The following is a 15,211-nucleotide window of genomic DNA, read 5'->3' as shown; positions in this document are numbered from 1 at the left end:
CTAACAGATGGGACGTCGACCCAACGGGGCGTCGAGCACCTACCTCGGTGCCGACGGTTCTTGGCATGGACGGGTGACCGTCGGTGTGAAGGACGACGGATCGCCAGACCGCCGGCACGTCCGGGGAAAGACGGAAGCAGCAGTCATCAAGAAGGTACGGCTCCTTGAACGGGAACGGGACAGTGGGACGGTCCGTAAGGCTGGCCAGCGCTGGACGGTGAAGACCTGGCTAATCCACTGGGTGGAGAACATCGCCGCCCCGGCCGTACGAGAGAACACCATCGCCGGCTACCGGGTGGCCGTCTACCGGCACCTCATCCCCGGGCTCGGCGGGCACCGGCTTGAGCGCCTGGAGCCCGAGCACCTGGAGCGCTTCTACCGTCGAATGCAGGAGAACGGCAGTGCCCCGGCAACCGCCCACCAGGCTCACCGCACGATCCGGACCGCGCTCAACGAGTCAGTACGCCGGGGGCACCTGGCAAGGAACCCTGCCGCTCTCGCCAAGGCCCCACGCCTGGCGGAGAGCGAGATCGAGCCGTACTCAGTCACGGAGGTGCAACGACTCATGGCCGCAACCCGCGGGCGCCGCAACAGCGCCCGGTGGGCGGTCGCGCTCGCCCTCGGCCTGCGCCAAGGGGAAGCGCTCGGCCTGCGCTGGTCGGATGTCGACCTGGACGCCGGAACGCTGGTAGTCCGGCGCGGCCGGCAACGCCCGCGGTGGCGGCACGGGTGCGACAAGCCCTGCGGCCGGAAGTTCGGCGGGCACTGCCCCAACCGGCAACCGACACGCGCCGAGACAGCAGAGACGAAGTCGCGCGCCGGCCGCCGGACCATCGGCCTGCCCGCCGAGTTGGTGAACCTGTTGCGGGAGCACCATCAGGAACAGACACAGGCACGCGCAACCGCCGCACAACTCTGGGCCGATGGCGGCTGGCTATTCGCCACCCCGACCGGCGAACCGGTCAACCCTCGCACCGACTACGACGAGTGGAAGCGCCTGCTCAAGCTGGCCGGGCTGCGGGACGGCCGCCTACACGATGCTCGGCACACCGCCGCCACCGTGCTGCTAATTCCCGGGGTGGCGGAGCGTGCGGTGATGGGCATCATGGGTTGGTCGAACTCGGCTATGGCGACCCGCTACCAGCACCTCACTGGGCAGGTGCGCCGCGATATCGCCCGAAAAGTTGACGGGCTGCTATGGAAAAAAGATAGCGGCAGCACCAGTTAGCCGGGCCTACCTGCCGCCCAGGAGCCGGAAGGGACTGCGAGATGAACCGGCCCCTTCCGGCTGCTCCTTGAAGCACACTGGGAGTCCACAGGCAAGTGTCGATAAGACGACTAAGCCTCACCTTGTCTCACCAGACGGGTAACCATAGCGTTACGCCATGTGGTCGAAAATGTCGCAGCTTTGGAAAAAGAAGAGTGGAACCACAAACGAGGAAAACTGGAACCAGGTCATCAGTGATGGCTCCAAGAGCTGGCACCCCGACCATGTCCGCAGCTTAATCCTCGACGCCGAAGAAAAGCTCCATCTTCAGGGATTATGGCGCAAGGTTGGAATCGCCTGGATCTTCGTAGGCAATGTCGCCCTCGTGGCCATAGCTACAGTCGCCACTTTCTCCGATTTCGGACAACTAACCCGCTTCTCTACACAGCTATACATTGCATGCGCCGTATCACTGCTTGCCTCACCAGCGCTGGCATACTGGCAATACAAGCGCATGAGGAAAACCCGCATCATCATTAAGAAGCTCCATGTCGTCCGTCGACGCACCCAGGCCGACCTAGACACGAGCATGAGCAGTGGAGACGACGGGGCACTGCTCGCACAAAAGCGCTACAGGGATGACGTTCCCGACCTGATCTCACAGTTCCGTGAAGATGCCGGGAGAACCCGGGGGATTCATAACAGATTCCAAAGCGTAATTATTATCGGCTCGGTAGCCACCTCCGCGATTGCTACAGCGTCAGTCGCCTTCAGTCAAGCAAGGTGGCTAACCGTGGCAGCCAGCGCCGCTGTGGGACTATCGGCAGGCTTTACCGGGTACTTCAAATATCACGAGCGCAGCTTTAACTCCCAACAGACGGCCGACGCGATTGAACGGGAATACGAAGCTGTCGAGCTCCGCGTGGGCAAGTATGCAGGGCTAGACGAGGAGGCGGCATACGCCCTCTTCGCAGACTGCGTCGAGAGGCTGCGCGACGAGCAGAACAAGCGGCAGCAGCAACTTGATCAGCCCGCCGAGGTCAAGCGCGAGGAGTGACAGGCACTCATCGGTTCCGCTCCGAGCACGTCGTGGTTGACGACGACTGAGACCAAAACTGAGACCGAAAGCTGAACGCCCGGCTGGTCCGTCAGGACCGGCCGGGCGTTTTCGCACTTCATGAGCGGTGGCGGAGGGATTTGAACCCTCGGAGGGCGTAAACCCTCACACGCTTTCGAGGCGTGCTCCTTAGGCCGCTCGGACACGCCACCGCCGAGAAGGGTACCCGATGCCGTGGGCGGACGTCGCGGCGGTATCGCCTGCGCCAACCTGGCAGGATCACATGTCATGAGTACGCACATCGGCGCGAAGCCGGGCGAGATCGCCGAGCGGGTCCTGATGCCGGGCGACCCGCTGCGGGCCAAGTGGATCGCGGAGACCTACCTCGAGGATGCCAAGTGCTACTCGACGGTCCGGGGCATGTACGGCTTCACCGGCCGATGGTCCGGCGTCGAGGTGTCGGTCCAGGGCTCCGGCATGGGCATGCCGTCCGCCTCGATCTACGCCCACGAACTGATCAACGAGTACGGCGTGAAGACCCTGATCCGGGTCGGCTCCTGCGGGGCGCTCAGCCCTGACCTGCAACTGCGGGACGTGATCGCGGCGAACGGATCGTCCACCGACTCGAACATGAACCGGGTCCGGTTCGACGGGCTGGTCGACTACGCCCCGGTCGCCGACTTCGGGCTGCTGCGTACCTCGGTCGAGGTGGCCGAGCGGCGCGGCATCAGCATGCGGGTCGGGCCGGTCCTGGCCGCGGACGCCTTCTACACCGACCGCCCAGACCTGTACGACACGCTGGCCGACTACGGCGTACTCGCGGTGGAGATGGAGTCAGCGGCGCTGTACACGATCGCGGCGCGGTTCCGGGCTCGGGCGTTGACTGTGCTCACCGTCAGCGACCACATCAAGACCGGCGAGAAGACCACCGCCGAGGAGCGCGAGCAGACCTTCGGCCAGATGGTCGAGATCGCCCTCGACACCGCCATCGCCTGACCCTTCACCTGCGAACGACCCGCGGATCCGGGGACGGCGGCACACAGCCCCGTCCCCGGATCAGCGAAAGAGCGCCGTCCCTCGGGTCAGCGGAAGAACACGCGGAGCAGGGCGGCGCACTCGGCTTCGAGGACGCCGCCGTAGACCTCCGGGCGGTGGTTGAGCCGGCGGTCACGTACGACGTCCCAGAGCGAGCCCACCGCGCCCGTCTTCGGCTCCCACGCCCCGAACACCAGCGTGGAGACCCGGGCCAGCACCAGCGCCCCGGCGCACATGGTGCACGGTTCGAGCGTCACCACCAGGGTGCAGCCGTCCAGCCGCCAAGCCCCGAGTTTCGCCGCCGCCCGGCGCAGCACGAGGATCTCCGCGTGCGCGGTCGGATCACCGGTCAACTCCCGCTCGTTGCGACCGGCCGCGAGTTCCACGCCGTCCGGTCCGTAGAGCACCGCACCGACCGGTACGTCACCGACCGGTTCGAGGGCCGAACGGGTGACCTCTTCGGTGTCGACCGAGCGTCCTTCCGCAGCCGCGACGTCGAGCGCCCGGCGCATCCAGGCTTCATGCCGCTGCCGCCGGCCGACCGGAAACGACTCGTCCGCGAGGCCGCCCATCTCCACCGGTCCGGTCACGCCTCGCGCAGTTCCTCGACCTCGTCGCCGCAGCCGATGATCTGGCAGACCTCGGCTGTCACGTCGGCCGGCATCATCCCGTCGTGCGCGCAGAGCGTGAGCAGCCGCTGCGCGGAGATGCCGAAGTCGGTGAGCAGGTCGGCGTCGCCGATCGGGTCGGCGTCCGGGTCGGCCGCTGGCTCCTCGTCCTCGTCGGTTGTGTTGCCCGAGCCCGACGATCCTTCCTGGTCGTCCGAGTCGGCGGCCTCGTCGGCGTCCAGGACGGGTGCCTGGAGATCACCGACCAGCAGCGCGCCGAGTCGGGACTCCTCGGCGAACGCCGAGTCACAGCTGAAGACCCGCAGGTTCTCGCCCTCGTCCAGCCGCAGGATCGTCAGGTAGACGTCATCGGCCTCGACGAAGAGCAGCGAAACCTCGGCATCCAGGTCGACGTCACGTAGTCGGTCGGCCACCTCGTCCAGATCGGCTACACCGCCGAGGTCGATCTCGGCGGCTGTCCAGCCGGCCGCACCGCGTACCGCGGCCCCAGCGAAGTACGGCACGGTCCCGTCCCCCCAATTGCCCTGCGGCACACCACCGCTGACTTGTCGTTACCGCGTGACGGTAACCGGTCGCCTCGGCGACAGGTCGGACAACTCCCCGAAGGACGGGGCGGGATTCGAAGAGCGGCGAACCGGCTAACCGGCCAGGCGACGGCGAGTGTCGATCAGCTCGCGCAGCCGGTCGGCGCGGTGGCGAAGCGGACGCTCGCGTTCGCGTTGCGCTTTAGCCCCGGCCAGCTCGGCGAGGAGCTGTAACCGGCGGCGGCTGCGATCAGCATCGGACCGCTGCTCTGTCCAGGCCATGAGGCGAGCGTGCCGAGTTATGAAGAATTCGTCAAGCCTGGTGACGATTAGGTATCGGTTTCACCACACGCCGTGTCGAACGGGTCGCCTGAACCCATCACCACAGGGGCCAGTTTCCACTGACCGTCCACCGTGCGGCCGTCACCACCACGGCAACACTCCAGCCGAACGCCGTCACCATCGCAATCCCGGCGGCGGCGCCCCGGTCACCTATCCGGACCAACAGCATCGCCACCAGCCAGGCCACCCCGCCCGCCAACACCGTCCACCACACGTAGCCGGCCAGGTCCCTACCGAGCAATCCGAAGAACAGCAACCAGGCCATCGTGGCACCGGCACCGGCGGCCACCGCGCCACCGCGTACCGGGTGTGGCTCCCGATAGGTCGGTCGTTGCGGGCCGACCGGAAACAGTCTCGGACCGGACGGGAACAGCCCGGAGGGCGTACGACCACCGGGGCCGTAGTACCAGTTGGGCGGGACCCCACTCCCCGGCCGCGGGGGAAACGCCGGTTGCTGCGTCATCACCGTCGCTCCTTCACCAGCGGCCACCACTCTCCCGACGACCGCTCTTCCGGCGCAGCGTACCCGCCGAGGCTGGATAGCCCACCTGCTTCGGGTGGCAACCGCCCCGCACGCCGACGGTTCGGGAGATAGTCCACGAAACCGTCTGTCAGGATGTCCGGATGTCACGGGGAGAAAAGGTGCCTGCCGTACCGTTGCGCCGCAACCTGGCGTACCCGATGGTGGCGCTGCTCGCGACGCTCGCCGCCGGCTGCGGCGACGCGCAACCAGCAGCAGACCGGCCGTCGTTCCACACCTCGGGTACCGGCGCACCGGCCAGCTCGGGCTCCGCGACGGCGAGCACGTCACCCACCGGCTCGCCGACCACTGCCGGTCCGTCGGTGACCGCGACCAGACCCCAGTACGTCTTCCCGGTGCAGACCGCCGACGTCTCCTACCATTCGACCCACTCCGCCTACCCGGCTGCTGACCTCTTCGCCGCCTGTGGGGCACCGGTGGTGGCGGTGACCGACGGCGTCATCCTTGAGGTGAGCCGGGTCGACAGGTTCGACAAGCGTGGCCCCAAGGGGCCGCTCAACGGCGGCAAGGCGGTGTCGTTGCTCGGCGACGACGGGGTGCGCTACTACGGCTCGCACCTGACCGACGTCACCGTCGGTATCGAGGCCGGGGTACGGGTACGCGCCGGGCAGAAGATCGGCACCGTTGGCAAGACCGGCAACGCCAACAACATCTGCCACCTGCACTTCGGCATTTCGCCAGTGTGTGCCCGTACCGGTGACTGGTGGGTCCGGCGGGGCGTGATCTGGCCGGCGAAGTATCTCGACGCGTGGCGTCGCAAGAACGACACCTCACCGGCCAGGACCGTTGCCGACTGGCAGCGCGCCCGGGGCTGCCCGACGGCTCCCTGAGGATGGTTCGGCAGGGGCCCTCCCGTAAACAAAACGTCAGGAGGGGCCCTGCCTGACCTCACTGGTCGAACGAGTCGAGCACCCGCAGCAGCGTCTCCCGGCTCTTCTTCTCCAGCATCTCACCGCCCCAGGTTGCCTGGATGCTGACCGTCCGTCCGTCGTGCAGCCGCAGCTCCGCCCTGGGCGGCGTCCGCTGGGTAAACGTCACCGAGGCGACCTCCTCGTACGGCAGAAACCGGTGGATCTCGGCGAGTTTGGCGACCGGCATCCCGGCGACCAGTTCCCGCAGCCGCTTCTCCCCCTTGTTGGCCTTGCCCGGGTCACCGATGAAGACGAACCCCCGGTCGAGGATCAGCAGATCGTGGTCGACCCCGTCCACCTTGATGTTCGCCAACCCGCCGATCAGGTCGGCACCCGTCGCGGTGGCCTGGCGCTGGACCAGGGTGGACTGGGCGGAGTCGATGCCCAGCTCGGTCAGACGCTGTTCTGCCTCGTCGAGGGTTTCCTCGTCGACGGCCAGCTTGGCGATCTCGTCGAGCGGCAGCGGCTCACCGGTCTTGTCGACCAGTCGAGCCGGGCTGGACCACGAGTGCTGCCAGTGGGCGACCCCGGAGGAGACCGCGGCGTTGCACAGCAGCAACTCCATCCGGCCGACGAACCGCTGGGCCGCCTCCCTGCGGGTGGCATCGGGGAAGAATTGTTCGGCGAACTCCCCTAGGCGGTTCGCCCGTACCAGCTCGAAGATGGTGGGCAGGGCGACGTCGGTCGCGCCGGTCAGTCGGGCCGCTGCCCGGAAGATCGTGTCCGCCTGCCGTTGCACACCGGCGGCGATCGTCGCCGCGGTGAACTCCGGCCAGGGCAGTACGGTCCGCTGTGCCACGTCGACCATCAACTCCTGGAGCCGGCGGCTGACCAGTGCGACATCGGGCAGCAGCTCGGTGGCTCGTCGCCCGTCCGAGGTGACAGTGCCCTCGGGCAGCTCGGCCATGGTGGCGATCCGTTCGCCGATCGGCGGGTGGGTCTCCCACCGTGACCGCTCGCTGGACGGCTCCTGCTCGCGCAGTGCGGCAAGTTCGTCCTCCCGAGCGGCGATCAGCTCGGCGAACCCGCCGAAGAGGTCGTCGGGGGCGAATCCTGCCTCCCAGCCCGACTCGACGTACCGGCTGAAGTAGAAACCCCAGGCCGCGTCGAGCGCGGGTAGCTCGCGCAACGCGGAGGCGGCAGCCGCCCGACCGGCGACCTGGACCGATGCCCGGTCGGCCTCCAGTTCCTGCCGCTGGGAGGCGGCGTTGTCGACCATAAGGTAGAGCCGGGCATACCCCTTGAAGACCCAGCCCACCGGGTTCCACGGTCCGATGCGGTCGATCGTGCCGCCGATCGCCAGCCGCCCCCGGTACGCCACGGCACCGAACCGGGTGTGCCGCCCGGAGTAGTGCCCGAGTTCGTGGGCGAGTACCGACCGGAGCTGGTCGACGCTGAGCGCCTGCACCAACGGCAGTCCCAGGTAGAGGGTGCGCCGGCCACCGATCAGACCGAGCAGCTTGGACTCCTCACCGACCGCCGCGTTGATCTCCGGCACGATCCGGATCTCGTCCGGCACGCGGGTGCCGACCTGGCCGGCCAGTTCGTGCACGAGCTGCCAGAGTTGCGGTGCCTGGTCGGGCTGGACCACCAGCCCGGGGGCGGGTCCCGACTCGGTGCGGATCGCCCGCCAGAGGGCGACCACCGCGCCGCCGAGGGCGATGAACAGCGGCAGGACCAGTTTCACCGCGACCGCACCAGCGATCACTGTGCTCAACCACAACACCAGGGCGACGGCGGCACCGAGTTGCACCAGCGCCACCAGATAGAAGCCGGCGAGCATGACCACGGACGCCAACGCCCGGTAGGTCGCGACCACGTCGTTCCCTTCTCGTACGGCCGCCCGTTCTGGGCGGCGGCGCAGGGGACCGTACGGTGTCGATCTCTGAGCGGCAACCCCCTTACGGTCAGCGACCGCCACCCGTACGCTCTCGGTCGATCAAGGAGAGGTCCACATGCGACTATTCAGGCGTAGGTCGGCGAAGCCGGCCATCGACCCGGCAATGGGTGATCCGGCCGCACGGCTGGTATACGACGCCCTGGCCCGACGGGACTGGCCCACCGCCCGCGACGCGCTGACGTCGGTCACCGATCCCGACGATCACGCCTTCTGCGTGTCCGTGGCTGCTGAGGTGCCCGGGGTGCAGGACTGGATCGAGGAGTGGATCACGGCCGAGCCGGACTCGACGCTTCCAGTGCTGGTACGGGGCACACATGCGGTGCGCTGGGCCTGGGAGGCCCGTGGCACTGCCCGTGCGGCGTACACCAGCCAGGATCAGTTTCGGGAATTTCACAAACGGCTCAAGTTTGCCGAGAACTGCCTGGACGAGGTCGTCGAGCGGGATCCGGACGACACGACCGGCCGGATGTACCTGGTGCTCTCGGCCCGTGGTCGGCAGGTCGACCGGGCGGAGGTGCGGCGGCGGTTCGATGAGGTGATCGCCCGCCATCCGTACCATCGGCTCGCCCACGAACACATGCTGCAATACCGCTGCCAGAAGTGGTCCGGAAGCCACGAGGAGATGTTCACCTTCGCCCGCGAGTCGGCGGCGAAGGCACCCGCCGGCAGTTCGCTGGGCGAGCTCATCGCCGTGGCGCATATTGAAAGATGGCTCGGCCTGCCCAGCCCGGAGGACGCCGACTACATGAAAACCAGCGCGGTGGTAGCGGAACTCAACGCTGCTGCGGATCGCAGCATCCGGCACCCCGACTTCCAGCGTCAATCTGGCTGGCCGGTTCTACACAACCTGTTCGCGTTCGCCTTCGCGCTCGCGGGCGACCATCGTTCCGCACTGGAGCAGTTTGATGTGGTGGGCGACCAGGTAACCGAATGGCCGTGGCAGTACCTCAACGGGCGCGATCCGGCCGGTCGGTTTGTCCGGGCCCGGGCGGCGATTGCGGCGGCAACACGGTAGTACCCGCTCATGACGACAGCGATGTGGCACTCGCTTGGGGTGCCGACACGGGTGATACCGGCGGAGGCGGTACGGGGCGGCTATCGTCTCCCCATGGCTGCCGCTCGGGACGCGATCGCCGATCTGCGCCGCATCGCTTTCCTGCTGGAACGGGCCAACGAGGCGACCTATCGGGTCCGGGCCTTCCGGTCCGCCGCGAAGACCCTCGGGGCACTGCCTCCAAACGAGTTGGCGGCGCGGGCGAAGGCCGGCACGCTGACCGAGCTCTCCGGGGTCGGTGAGGTCACCGCGCGGGCGGTCACCGAGTCGTTGACCGGGGAAGAGCCGGTCTACCTGCGGCGGCTCGAAGCCACCGAGGGCACCGACCTGGACGCCGCCGCAACGGACCTGCGTACGGCGCTGCGGGGCGACTGCCATACCCACTCGGACTGGTCGGACGGGGGTTCGCCGATCGAGGAGATGGCGCTGGCCGCGGTCGAGATCGGCCACGAGTATGTTGTCGTCACCGACCACTCGCCCCGGTTGACGGTGGCCAAGGGCCTGACCGCCGCCCGGCTGCGCCGGCAGCTCGACCACATCGCCGCCGTCAACGACGCGTTGCCGGAAGGTTTCCGCATCCTGACCGGTATCGAGGTCGACATCCTCGCCGACGGGTCGCTCGACCAGGACGACGAGCTGCTGGCCCGGCTGGACGTGGTGGTGGGTTCGGTGCACAGCGGGCTGCGGGACGACAGCGCCCGGATGACGCGAAGGATGCTGGCCGCGATCGCCAACCCGCACCTGGACATCCTGGGGCACTGCACCGGTCGGATGGTCGCGGCCCGGCCGGCGGGGGTGACCGGGCCGGGTGACCGGGGGCATCGGGCCCGTACCCGGCCGCCGAGCGACTTCGACGCGGTGGCGGTCTTCGCCGCCTGCGTCGAGTACGACAAAGCCGTCGAGATCAACTCTCGACCGGAACGGCAGGACCCGCCGAAGCGGCTGATCCGGGTGGCGCTGGAGGCGGGCTGCCGATTCGCGATCGACACCGACGCGCACGCCCCGGGCCAGCTCGACTGGCAGCGGTTCGGCTGCCAGCGGGCGGCGCTGTGCGGGGTACCGGCCGACCAGGTGGTCAACACCTGGCCAGCCGAGCAACTAGTGGAGTGGACCGCCAGTCACGTCGGTTAGGGCTCGCTGCCCACGCCGGCCGGCTGGAGCGTGCCGGCTGGCGACCGGTCCAACTTCGTCGTACGGCGGAACAGCCCCTGGGAGTAGGCGACCCCGACCAGCACGACCAGCGCGCCGACCGGCTGATACCAGGCGAGGTGTTCGTCGAGCAGGAACACGCCGATCAACACCGAGACGACCGGCATCAGGTAGGTCACCGTGGACGCGGTACTCGCCCCGGCGAGTCGGATGTTCCGCATGTTGATGACGAAGGCCAGCCCGGTGCCGAGCGCGCCCAGCGCCAGGATGGCGGCTACCACGTCGAGCGACAGGCTGGTCGGCGCGGGCGGGGCACCGGCGACCAGGGGCGTGACGACCGCGAGCTGCGCGGTCGCCATCAGCAACTGCCCCGCCGACAGCGCCAGGCCCGACTCGGTCCGGTCCGTGACGAACCGCTTCTGGTACGGGATGGCCAGGCCGTAGCAGGCTGCCGCCCCAAGGCACATCATCTGTCCGGTGAACTGGGCGCCGCCTACGCCCTGCCACACGCCGAGCACCACCAGCACGCCGACGAAGCCGAGCGTCATGCCGACTGCCCGGCGCATGGTCATCCGCTCGGTACGGAACACCAGCACCGCCAGCGGCAACACCACCAGGGGCGTGGTGGCGTTCCAGATGCCGGCGAGCATGGAGGAGACCCGCTGCTCGCCGTACCCGAAGAGGGTGAACGGCACGGCGGTGCCGATGGCGGCGGTCACGGCCAGGTGCAGCCACAGCCTCGGGTCGCGGGGCAACCGGTCCCGCAGCACGGCGAGCACCACGAGCAGGGTGAGCGCGCCGATACCGACCCGGGCGAGGGTGACGTGGAGCGGGTGAAGTTCCCGGACGCCGATCTTGATAAACAGGAAACTCGATCCCCAGATGACGGCGAGGAACAGAAAACCGGGCAACCAGCTACGCAGGCTGGCTTTGTCAGGGGCGATTCCGACAGTCACTCCTGACATCCTGCCCGGCGGCCAACTCGCTTGCGCGCGGTTTTCGGTCAGCGTAATGCCAGTGCAGCGGGCTTTGTGGATCACGTAGGGTCGTGACGTGGGACAAATCGATGACCTCGCAAACCACTACGTCGCCGAATGGGCGCCCCTCAACCCGACCGGGGCCACCTACTCGGGCATCAGTGGCTACGACGATCAGCTCGGCGACCTGTCACCGGCCGGCTACGCGGCACAGGCCGACCTGACCCGCCGTACGCTCGCCAAGCTCGACGTCACCGAGCCGGAGACCGAGGCTGAGCGAACCGCCAAGGAGGCGATGCAGGAGCGGCTGGGTCTGGAGCTGGCCCGCTACGACGCCGGTGAGACGACCAGCGAGCTCAACGTGATCGCCAGCGGGCTGCACGACATCCGCCAGGTCTTCGACCTGATGCCCACCGAGGGCGAGGAGGCGGTCACCAACATCGCCGCCCGGCTCAACCAGTTCGCCGGGGCGGTCGAGGATCTGCGGACCACTCTGCGGACCGCCGCCCAGCAGGGCCACGTCGGTTCCCGGGTGCAGATGGTCGAGGTCGCCAAGCAGTGCGACATCTGGACCGACCCGAACGGTGACAACTTCTTCCACGGTCTGGTCGACCGTCTGACGGCCGAGGGCGCACTCGCCGCCGACCTCCGGCGGGGAGCCGCCTCCGCCACCGCCGCAACGGCCCAGTTCGGCCAGTTCCTGCGCGAGGAGCTCGCCCCGCTCGGGCGGGAGAAGCAGGCGGCCGGGCGGGAGCGTTACCAGCTCGCCTCGCAGTACTTCCTCGGCGCAAAGGTCGACCTGGACGAGACGTACGCCTGGGGGTTCGAGGAGCTGGCCCGACTGGAGAGCGAGATGCGGGCGGTGGCCGCCCGGATCGTCGGCCCCGGGGCCAGCATCGACGAGGCGGTCGCCGCGCTGGACTCCGACCCGGCCCGCAGCATCCACGGCAAGGAGGCGTTCCGCGACTGGATGCAGGCGCTGGCCGACAAGGCGATCGGCGAACTGCACGGCACCCACTTCGACATCCCGGAGCAGGTCCGCCGGATCGAGTGCTGCCTCGCCCCGACCAGCGACGGCGCGATCTACTACACCGGCCCGAGCGAGGACTTCTCCCGTCCCGGGCGGATGTGGTGGGCGGTGCCGCAGGGCATCACCGAGTTCTCCACCTGGCGTGAGGTCACCACGGTCTACCACGAGGGCGTACCGGGCCACCACCTCCAGGTCGCCCAGACCGCCGTCCGCGCCGAGCTGCTCAACCGCTGGCAGCGACTGCTCTGCTGGTGCTCAGGCCACGGTGAGGGTTGGGCGCTCTACTCGGAACGGCTGATGGACGAGTTGGGCTACCTGGAAGACCCGGGTGACAAGCTCGGCATGCTCGACGGGCAGGCGATGCGGGCCGCCCGGGTCATCGTCGACATCGGCATGCACCTGGAGCTGGAGATCCCGAAGGGCAATCCGTTCGGCTTCCACCCGGGCGAGCGCTGGACGCCGGAACTCGGCTGGGAGTTCATGCGGGCACACTGTCGGGTGCCGGACGAGAACCTGCGCTTCGAGCTGAACCGCTACCTGGGCTGGCCGGGGCAGGCGCCGTCGTACAAGGTGGGTGAGCGGATCTGGCTCCAGGCCCGCGAGGACGCGAAGGCCCGCAAGGGCGTCGACTTCAACCTCAAGGAGTTCCACCGCGCCGCGCTCGACCTCGGCTCGCTGGGTCTCGACCCGCTGCGGGCCGCCCTGGCCCGGCTCTGACCGCCGTCCCTGGTCTGCTCTGACCAACACCGGGTAGACCATCCCGCTCATCGGCTCCGAACGATTCATCGTCCGGAGCCGATGAGCGGGGTCACGCGGCCAGCCAGCGCGAACTAAGCTCACCATCGTGCCGATCATCGATTACTACGGCGCACAGGGCTGGGACACCCAGACGCCGGGCCTGTATCACCGTCAGGTCGTCGCGCGCGACATCGTCCTGGCCTCGCTCGCAGAGCAAGCCGAGCAAGCCGATGCTCCGGTGAGCGTTCTGGATGTGGGCTGTGGCGACGGCGGTTACCTCGACCACCTCGCCGGGCAGGTGGGCGACCGCCCGGTCCGCTGGATCGGGGTCGACTACTCGGAACACCAACTGGCCCGGGCGACACGGCTGCCGTACGAGTTTCACCAGTGTGACCTGGGCGAGGGGATCCCGCTGCCGGACGCCACGGTGGACATCGTGCACGCGGCAGAGGTGATCGAGCACCTCTACGACCCCGACCTACTGGTGGAGGAGTGTGCCCGGGTGCTCCGGCCGGGCGGCCACCTCGTGATCACCACACCGAACCTGCACGCCTGGTACAACCGGATGCTCTTTCCATTCGGCATCCAGCCGATCTTCTATGAGACCTCGAGCCGCTCCACCCAGGTCGGCGCCGGCCCGCTGTGCCGGTTCAAGGAGCAGACCCTGCCCGTCGGGCACCTGCGGCTCTTCCACCGCACCGCACTGGTCGACCTGCTCCGCCGGGAGGGCTTCGAGCCGGTCCGGTTCCGGGGTGCCCGATTCCACGAGGTCCCCCGAGCGATGACCTGGCTGGATTCGCTGGCGTGCCGCCGGCCATCACTGGCCTCGATCCTCGTCGTACTGGCCGTCAAACGCTGACGGCACCACAGCAATGACCGATGGATACGGCGGGGACCGACGGTGCGGTCGGCCCCCGCCGTACGGTCAGGGCCGGGGTCAGGTCAGCGGGACGGAGGACGGCCGTCCGCCTCGGAGCCGACCGACGGCAGTACTGCGGTGTCCCGGTCGGCTGCGCCAGCCGCCCCGGCCCGCGCCCCGACCGGCGTCTGGTCCGGCTCGGGCTGGCGATGCCGGGCCGCCCCGTCCCGAGGGCCACGCAGCACCAGCAGCAGTCCGACGACGATGGCGATCAGGCCGAGCACGCCGAGGATGACCGGCAGCCAGAAGGTGACCAGCGAGATCTTCTGGGCGTTCTCGGCGGCCCGGTTGGAGCTTGAGGTCACGGTCTCCTTGGTGTAGCGGAAGTCCGCGTCCAGCAGCACCGTCGGCGAGCCGACGTTCGGCCGCAGCTCCTTGTGCGGCTGGTCCCGGAAGTCCAGGTAGAGGCCGGTGACCGGCTCGATCCAGAAGGTACGGGTGGTGCGGTAGAAGACCTGGCCGCTGGTCGCCCCCGGGGCGAACTTGCTCAGCAACAGCTTGACGCTCTCCTCGGCCACGTGCACCTGCTGCTCGGGCACGACCTGCTCGAACCGGTAGGCCCGTACGCCGTTGATGGTGGTCTCCTCCTTGAACTCCGCCGGCAGGGACCGCCGCAGGTCTCGGTCGTAGGCCAGGTAGGACTTCTTCTCGGTGCCGAAGGGGAACTTGTAGACCTGGCCGGAGTAGTCGGGAGCCAGGTCCGTGCCGTCCTTGAGCCACGCGCCGTCCCAGGCCGCAGCGGCACCGCTACGTCGGTCCAGGGCGAGTTCGGTGCTGTAGGCGTTGATCAGCTCTTCGTTGTCGACGCGCCGTACCGCCTGGTAGACCTCCCAGACGACGGCGTTGCCTTCCAGCTTGCCCGTCATCTTGTCCTTGGTCTGCCGGGCGCGGGGCAGGACTTCGACGGTGGTCCGCAGGGCCCCCGACTCCACAGTGGCCTGACCCGACTTGATCTGTAGGAACTGGGCGCCGGACGCCTCGGCCACCGAGGTCGACTTCTCCAGGTCGTACGGGAGCTGGGTCACCGCTGGCGCGACGTACGCTGGCAAGCCAATAGCGAAAATGGCCAACAGGACGCCCACCCCGAACAGGGCGGCGCCGACAAGTCGTTTCACTGATCCTCCCAAATGTTACGGCGAGTGGCGCCGCTCGACCTCGGGCCGAACGTGTAGCTGACGTATCGATGACACGCCCTTAA

General features: G+C 68.3%; 15 protein-coding genes and 1 tRNA gene. 8 read left to right on the top strand and 8 right to left on the bottom strand.

Going from position 1 to position 15,211, the window contains the following annotated elements; genetic code table 11:
- The first annotated feature begins 7 nt into the window (after window positions 1-7).
- Both FHR38_RS15335 and FHR38_RS32240 read left to right on the top strand, forming a co-directional pair.
- Window positions 8-1,228, top strand: a complete 1,221-nt coding sequence (locus tag FHR38_RS15335) for a tyrosine-type recombinase/integrase (protein ID WP_184535314.1) — start codon at window positions 8-10, stop codon at window positions 1,226-1,228.
- 157 nt (window positions 1,229-1,385) lie between these two features.
- Entirely contained in the window at window positions 1,386-2,264 is an 879-nt protein-coding gene (locus tag FHR38_RS32240; protein WP_246446557.1) for a DUF4231 domain-containing protein, read from the top strand.
- Window positions 2,265-2,389: 125 nt separating this feature from the next.
- Here FHR38_RS32240 and FHR38_RS15325 read toward each other — a convergent pair.
- Window positions 2,390-2,476 (bottom strand) — tRNA-Ser (locus FHR38_RS15325).
- 76 nt (window positions 2,477-2,552) lie between these two features.
- On the opposite strand from FHR38_RS15325, the gene deoD reads away from it, so the two are divergent.
- A complete protein-coding gene (gene deoD, locus FHR38_RS15320) occupies window positions 2,553-3,260 on the top strand; it encodes a purine-nucleoside phosphorylase (protein WP_184535313.1) in 708 nt (235 codons plus the stop codon).
- An 86-nt stretch (window positions 3,261-3,346) separates the two neighbouring features.
- Here deoD and FHR38_RS15315 read toward each other — a convergent pair whose 3' ends face one another.
- The 4 genes from FHR38_RS15315 to FHR38_RS15300 all read right to left on the bottom strand — a co-directional run bounded on the left by FHR38_RS15315 (window position 3,347) and on the right by FHR38_RS15300 (window position 5,257).
- Window positions 3,347-3,871 (bottom strand): nucleoside deaminase, encoded by a 525-nt coding sequence (locus FHR38_RS15315; protein ID WP_184539704.1) that lies wholly within the window; start codon window positions 3,869-3,871, stop codon window positions 3,347-3,349.
- Between the two features lie 14 nt (window positions 3,872-3,885).
- A complete protein-coding gene (locus FHR38_RS15310; protein WP_184535312.1) occupies window positions 3,886-4,431 on the bottom strand; it encodes a tRNA adenosine deaminase-associated protein in 546 nt (181 codons plus the stop codon).
- Window positions 4,432-4,566: 135 nt separating this feature from the next.
- Entirely contained in the window at window positions 4,567-4,734 is a 168-nt protein-coding gene (locus FHR38_RS15305) for a hypothetical protein (RefSeq protein WP_184535311.1), read from the bottom strand.
- A gap of 97 nt (window positions 4,735-4,831) precedes the next feature.
- Window positions 4,832-5,257 carry a hypothetical protein gene (locus tag FHR38_RS15300; RefSeq protein WP_246446553.1) on the bottom strand — a complete coding sequence of 142 codons (426 nt, stop codon included), beginning with the start codon at window positions 5,255-5,257 and terminating at the stop codon, window positions 4,832-4,834.
- Window positions 5,258-5,436: 179 nt separating this feature from the next.
- Between FHR38_RS15300 and FHR38_RS15295 the strand changes: the two genes are divergently transcribed.
- Window positions 5,437-6,165 (top strand): M23 family metallopeptidase, encoded by a 729-nt coding sequence (locus FHR38_RS15295; protein WP_376771481.1) that lies wholly within the window; start codon window positions 5,437-5,439, stop codon window positions 6,163-6,165.
- A gap of 58 nt (window positions 6,166-6,223) precedes the next feature.
- On the opposite strand, the gene FHR38_RS15290 is transcribed toward FHR38_RS15295, so the two are convergent.
- Complete coding sequence (locus FHR38_RS15290) at window positions 6,224-8,065, bottom strand: M48 family metallopeptidase (RefSeq protein ID WP_312882162.1); 1,842 nt, start codon at window positions 8,063-8,065, stop codon at window positions 6,224-6,226.
- A 136-nt stretch (window positions 8,066-8,201) separates the two neighbouring features.
- On the opposite strand from FHR38_RS15290, the gene FHR38_RS15285 reads away from it, so the two are divergent.
- Together FHR38_RS15285 and FHR38_RS15280 are read left to right on the top strand one after the other, a co-directional pair.
- On the top strand, window positions 8,202-9,161 hold the full coding sequence (locus FHR38_RS15285; RefSeq protein WP_184535309.1) for a DUF4034 domain-containing protein: 960 nt from the start codon (window positions 8,202-8,204) through the stop codon (window positions 9,159-9,161).
- A gap of 93 nt (window positions 9,162-9,254) precedes the next feature.
- Window positions 9,255-10,331: a PHP domain-containing protein gene (locus FHR38_RS15280; RefSeq protein ID WP_184535308.1), complete on the top strand. Its 1,077-nt coding sequence runs from the start codon at window positions 9,255-9,257 to the stop codon at window positions 10,329-10,331.
- Here the strand turns inward: FHR38_RS15280 and FHR38_RS15275 are convergent.
- Complete coding sequence (locus FHR38_RS15275) at window positions 10,328-11,314, bottom strand: DMT family transporter (protein ID WP_221449033.1); 987 nt, start codon at window positions 11,312-11,314, stop codon at window positions 10,328-10,330. The genes FHR38_RS15280 and FHR38_RS15275 overlap by 4 nt on opposite strands.
- Window positions 11,315-11,402: 88 nt before the next feature.
- On the opposite strand from FHR38_RS15275, the gene FHR38_RS15270 reads away from it, so the two are divergent.
- Window positions 11,403-13,073: a DUF885 domain-containing protein gene (locus tag FHR38_RS15270; protein WP_184535306.1), complete on the top strand. Its 1,671-nt coding sequence runs from the start codon at window positions 11,403-11,405 to the stop codon at window positions 13,071-13,073.
- A gap of 127 nt (window positions 13,074-13,200) precedes the next feature.
- Window positions 13,201-13,953 (top strand): class I SAM-dependent methyltransferase, encoded by a 753-nt coding sequence (locus FHR38_RS15265; protein ID WP_184535305.1) that lies wholly within the window; start codon window positions 13,201-13,203, stop codon window positions 13,951-13,953.
- Between the two features lie 83 nt (window positions 13,954-14,036).
- Here the strand turns inward: FHR38_RS15265 and pgfA are convergent, their stop codons facing one another.
- Window positions 14,037-15,128, bottom strand: coding sequence for a cell envelope lipid trafficking protein PgfA (gene pgfA, locus FHR38_RS15260; protein ID WP_184535304.1), 1,092 nt, complete (start codon window positions 15,126-15,128; stop codon window positions 14,037-14,039).
- Window positions 15,129-15,211 lie beyond the last annotated feature (83 nt).

It is taken from the genome of Micromonospora polyrhachis (assembly GCF_014203835.1).
Taxonomy (GTDB): Bacteria; Actinomycetota; Actinomycetes; order Mycobacteriales; family Micromonosporaceae; genus Micromonospora_H; species Micromonospora_H polyrhachis.
This window is presented reverse-complemented; position numbering and strand designations above follow the sequence as displayed.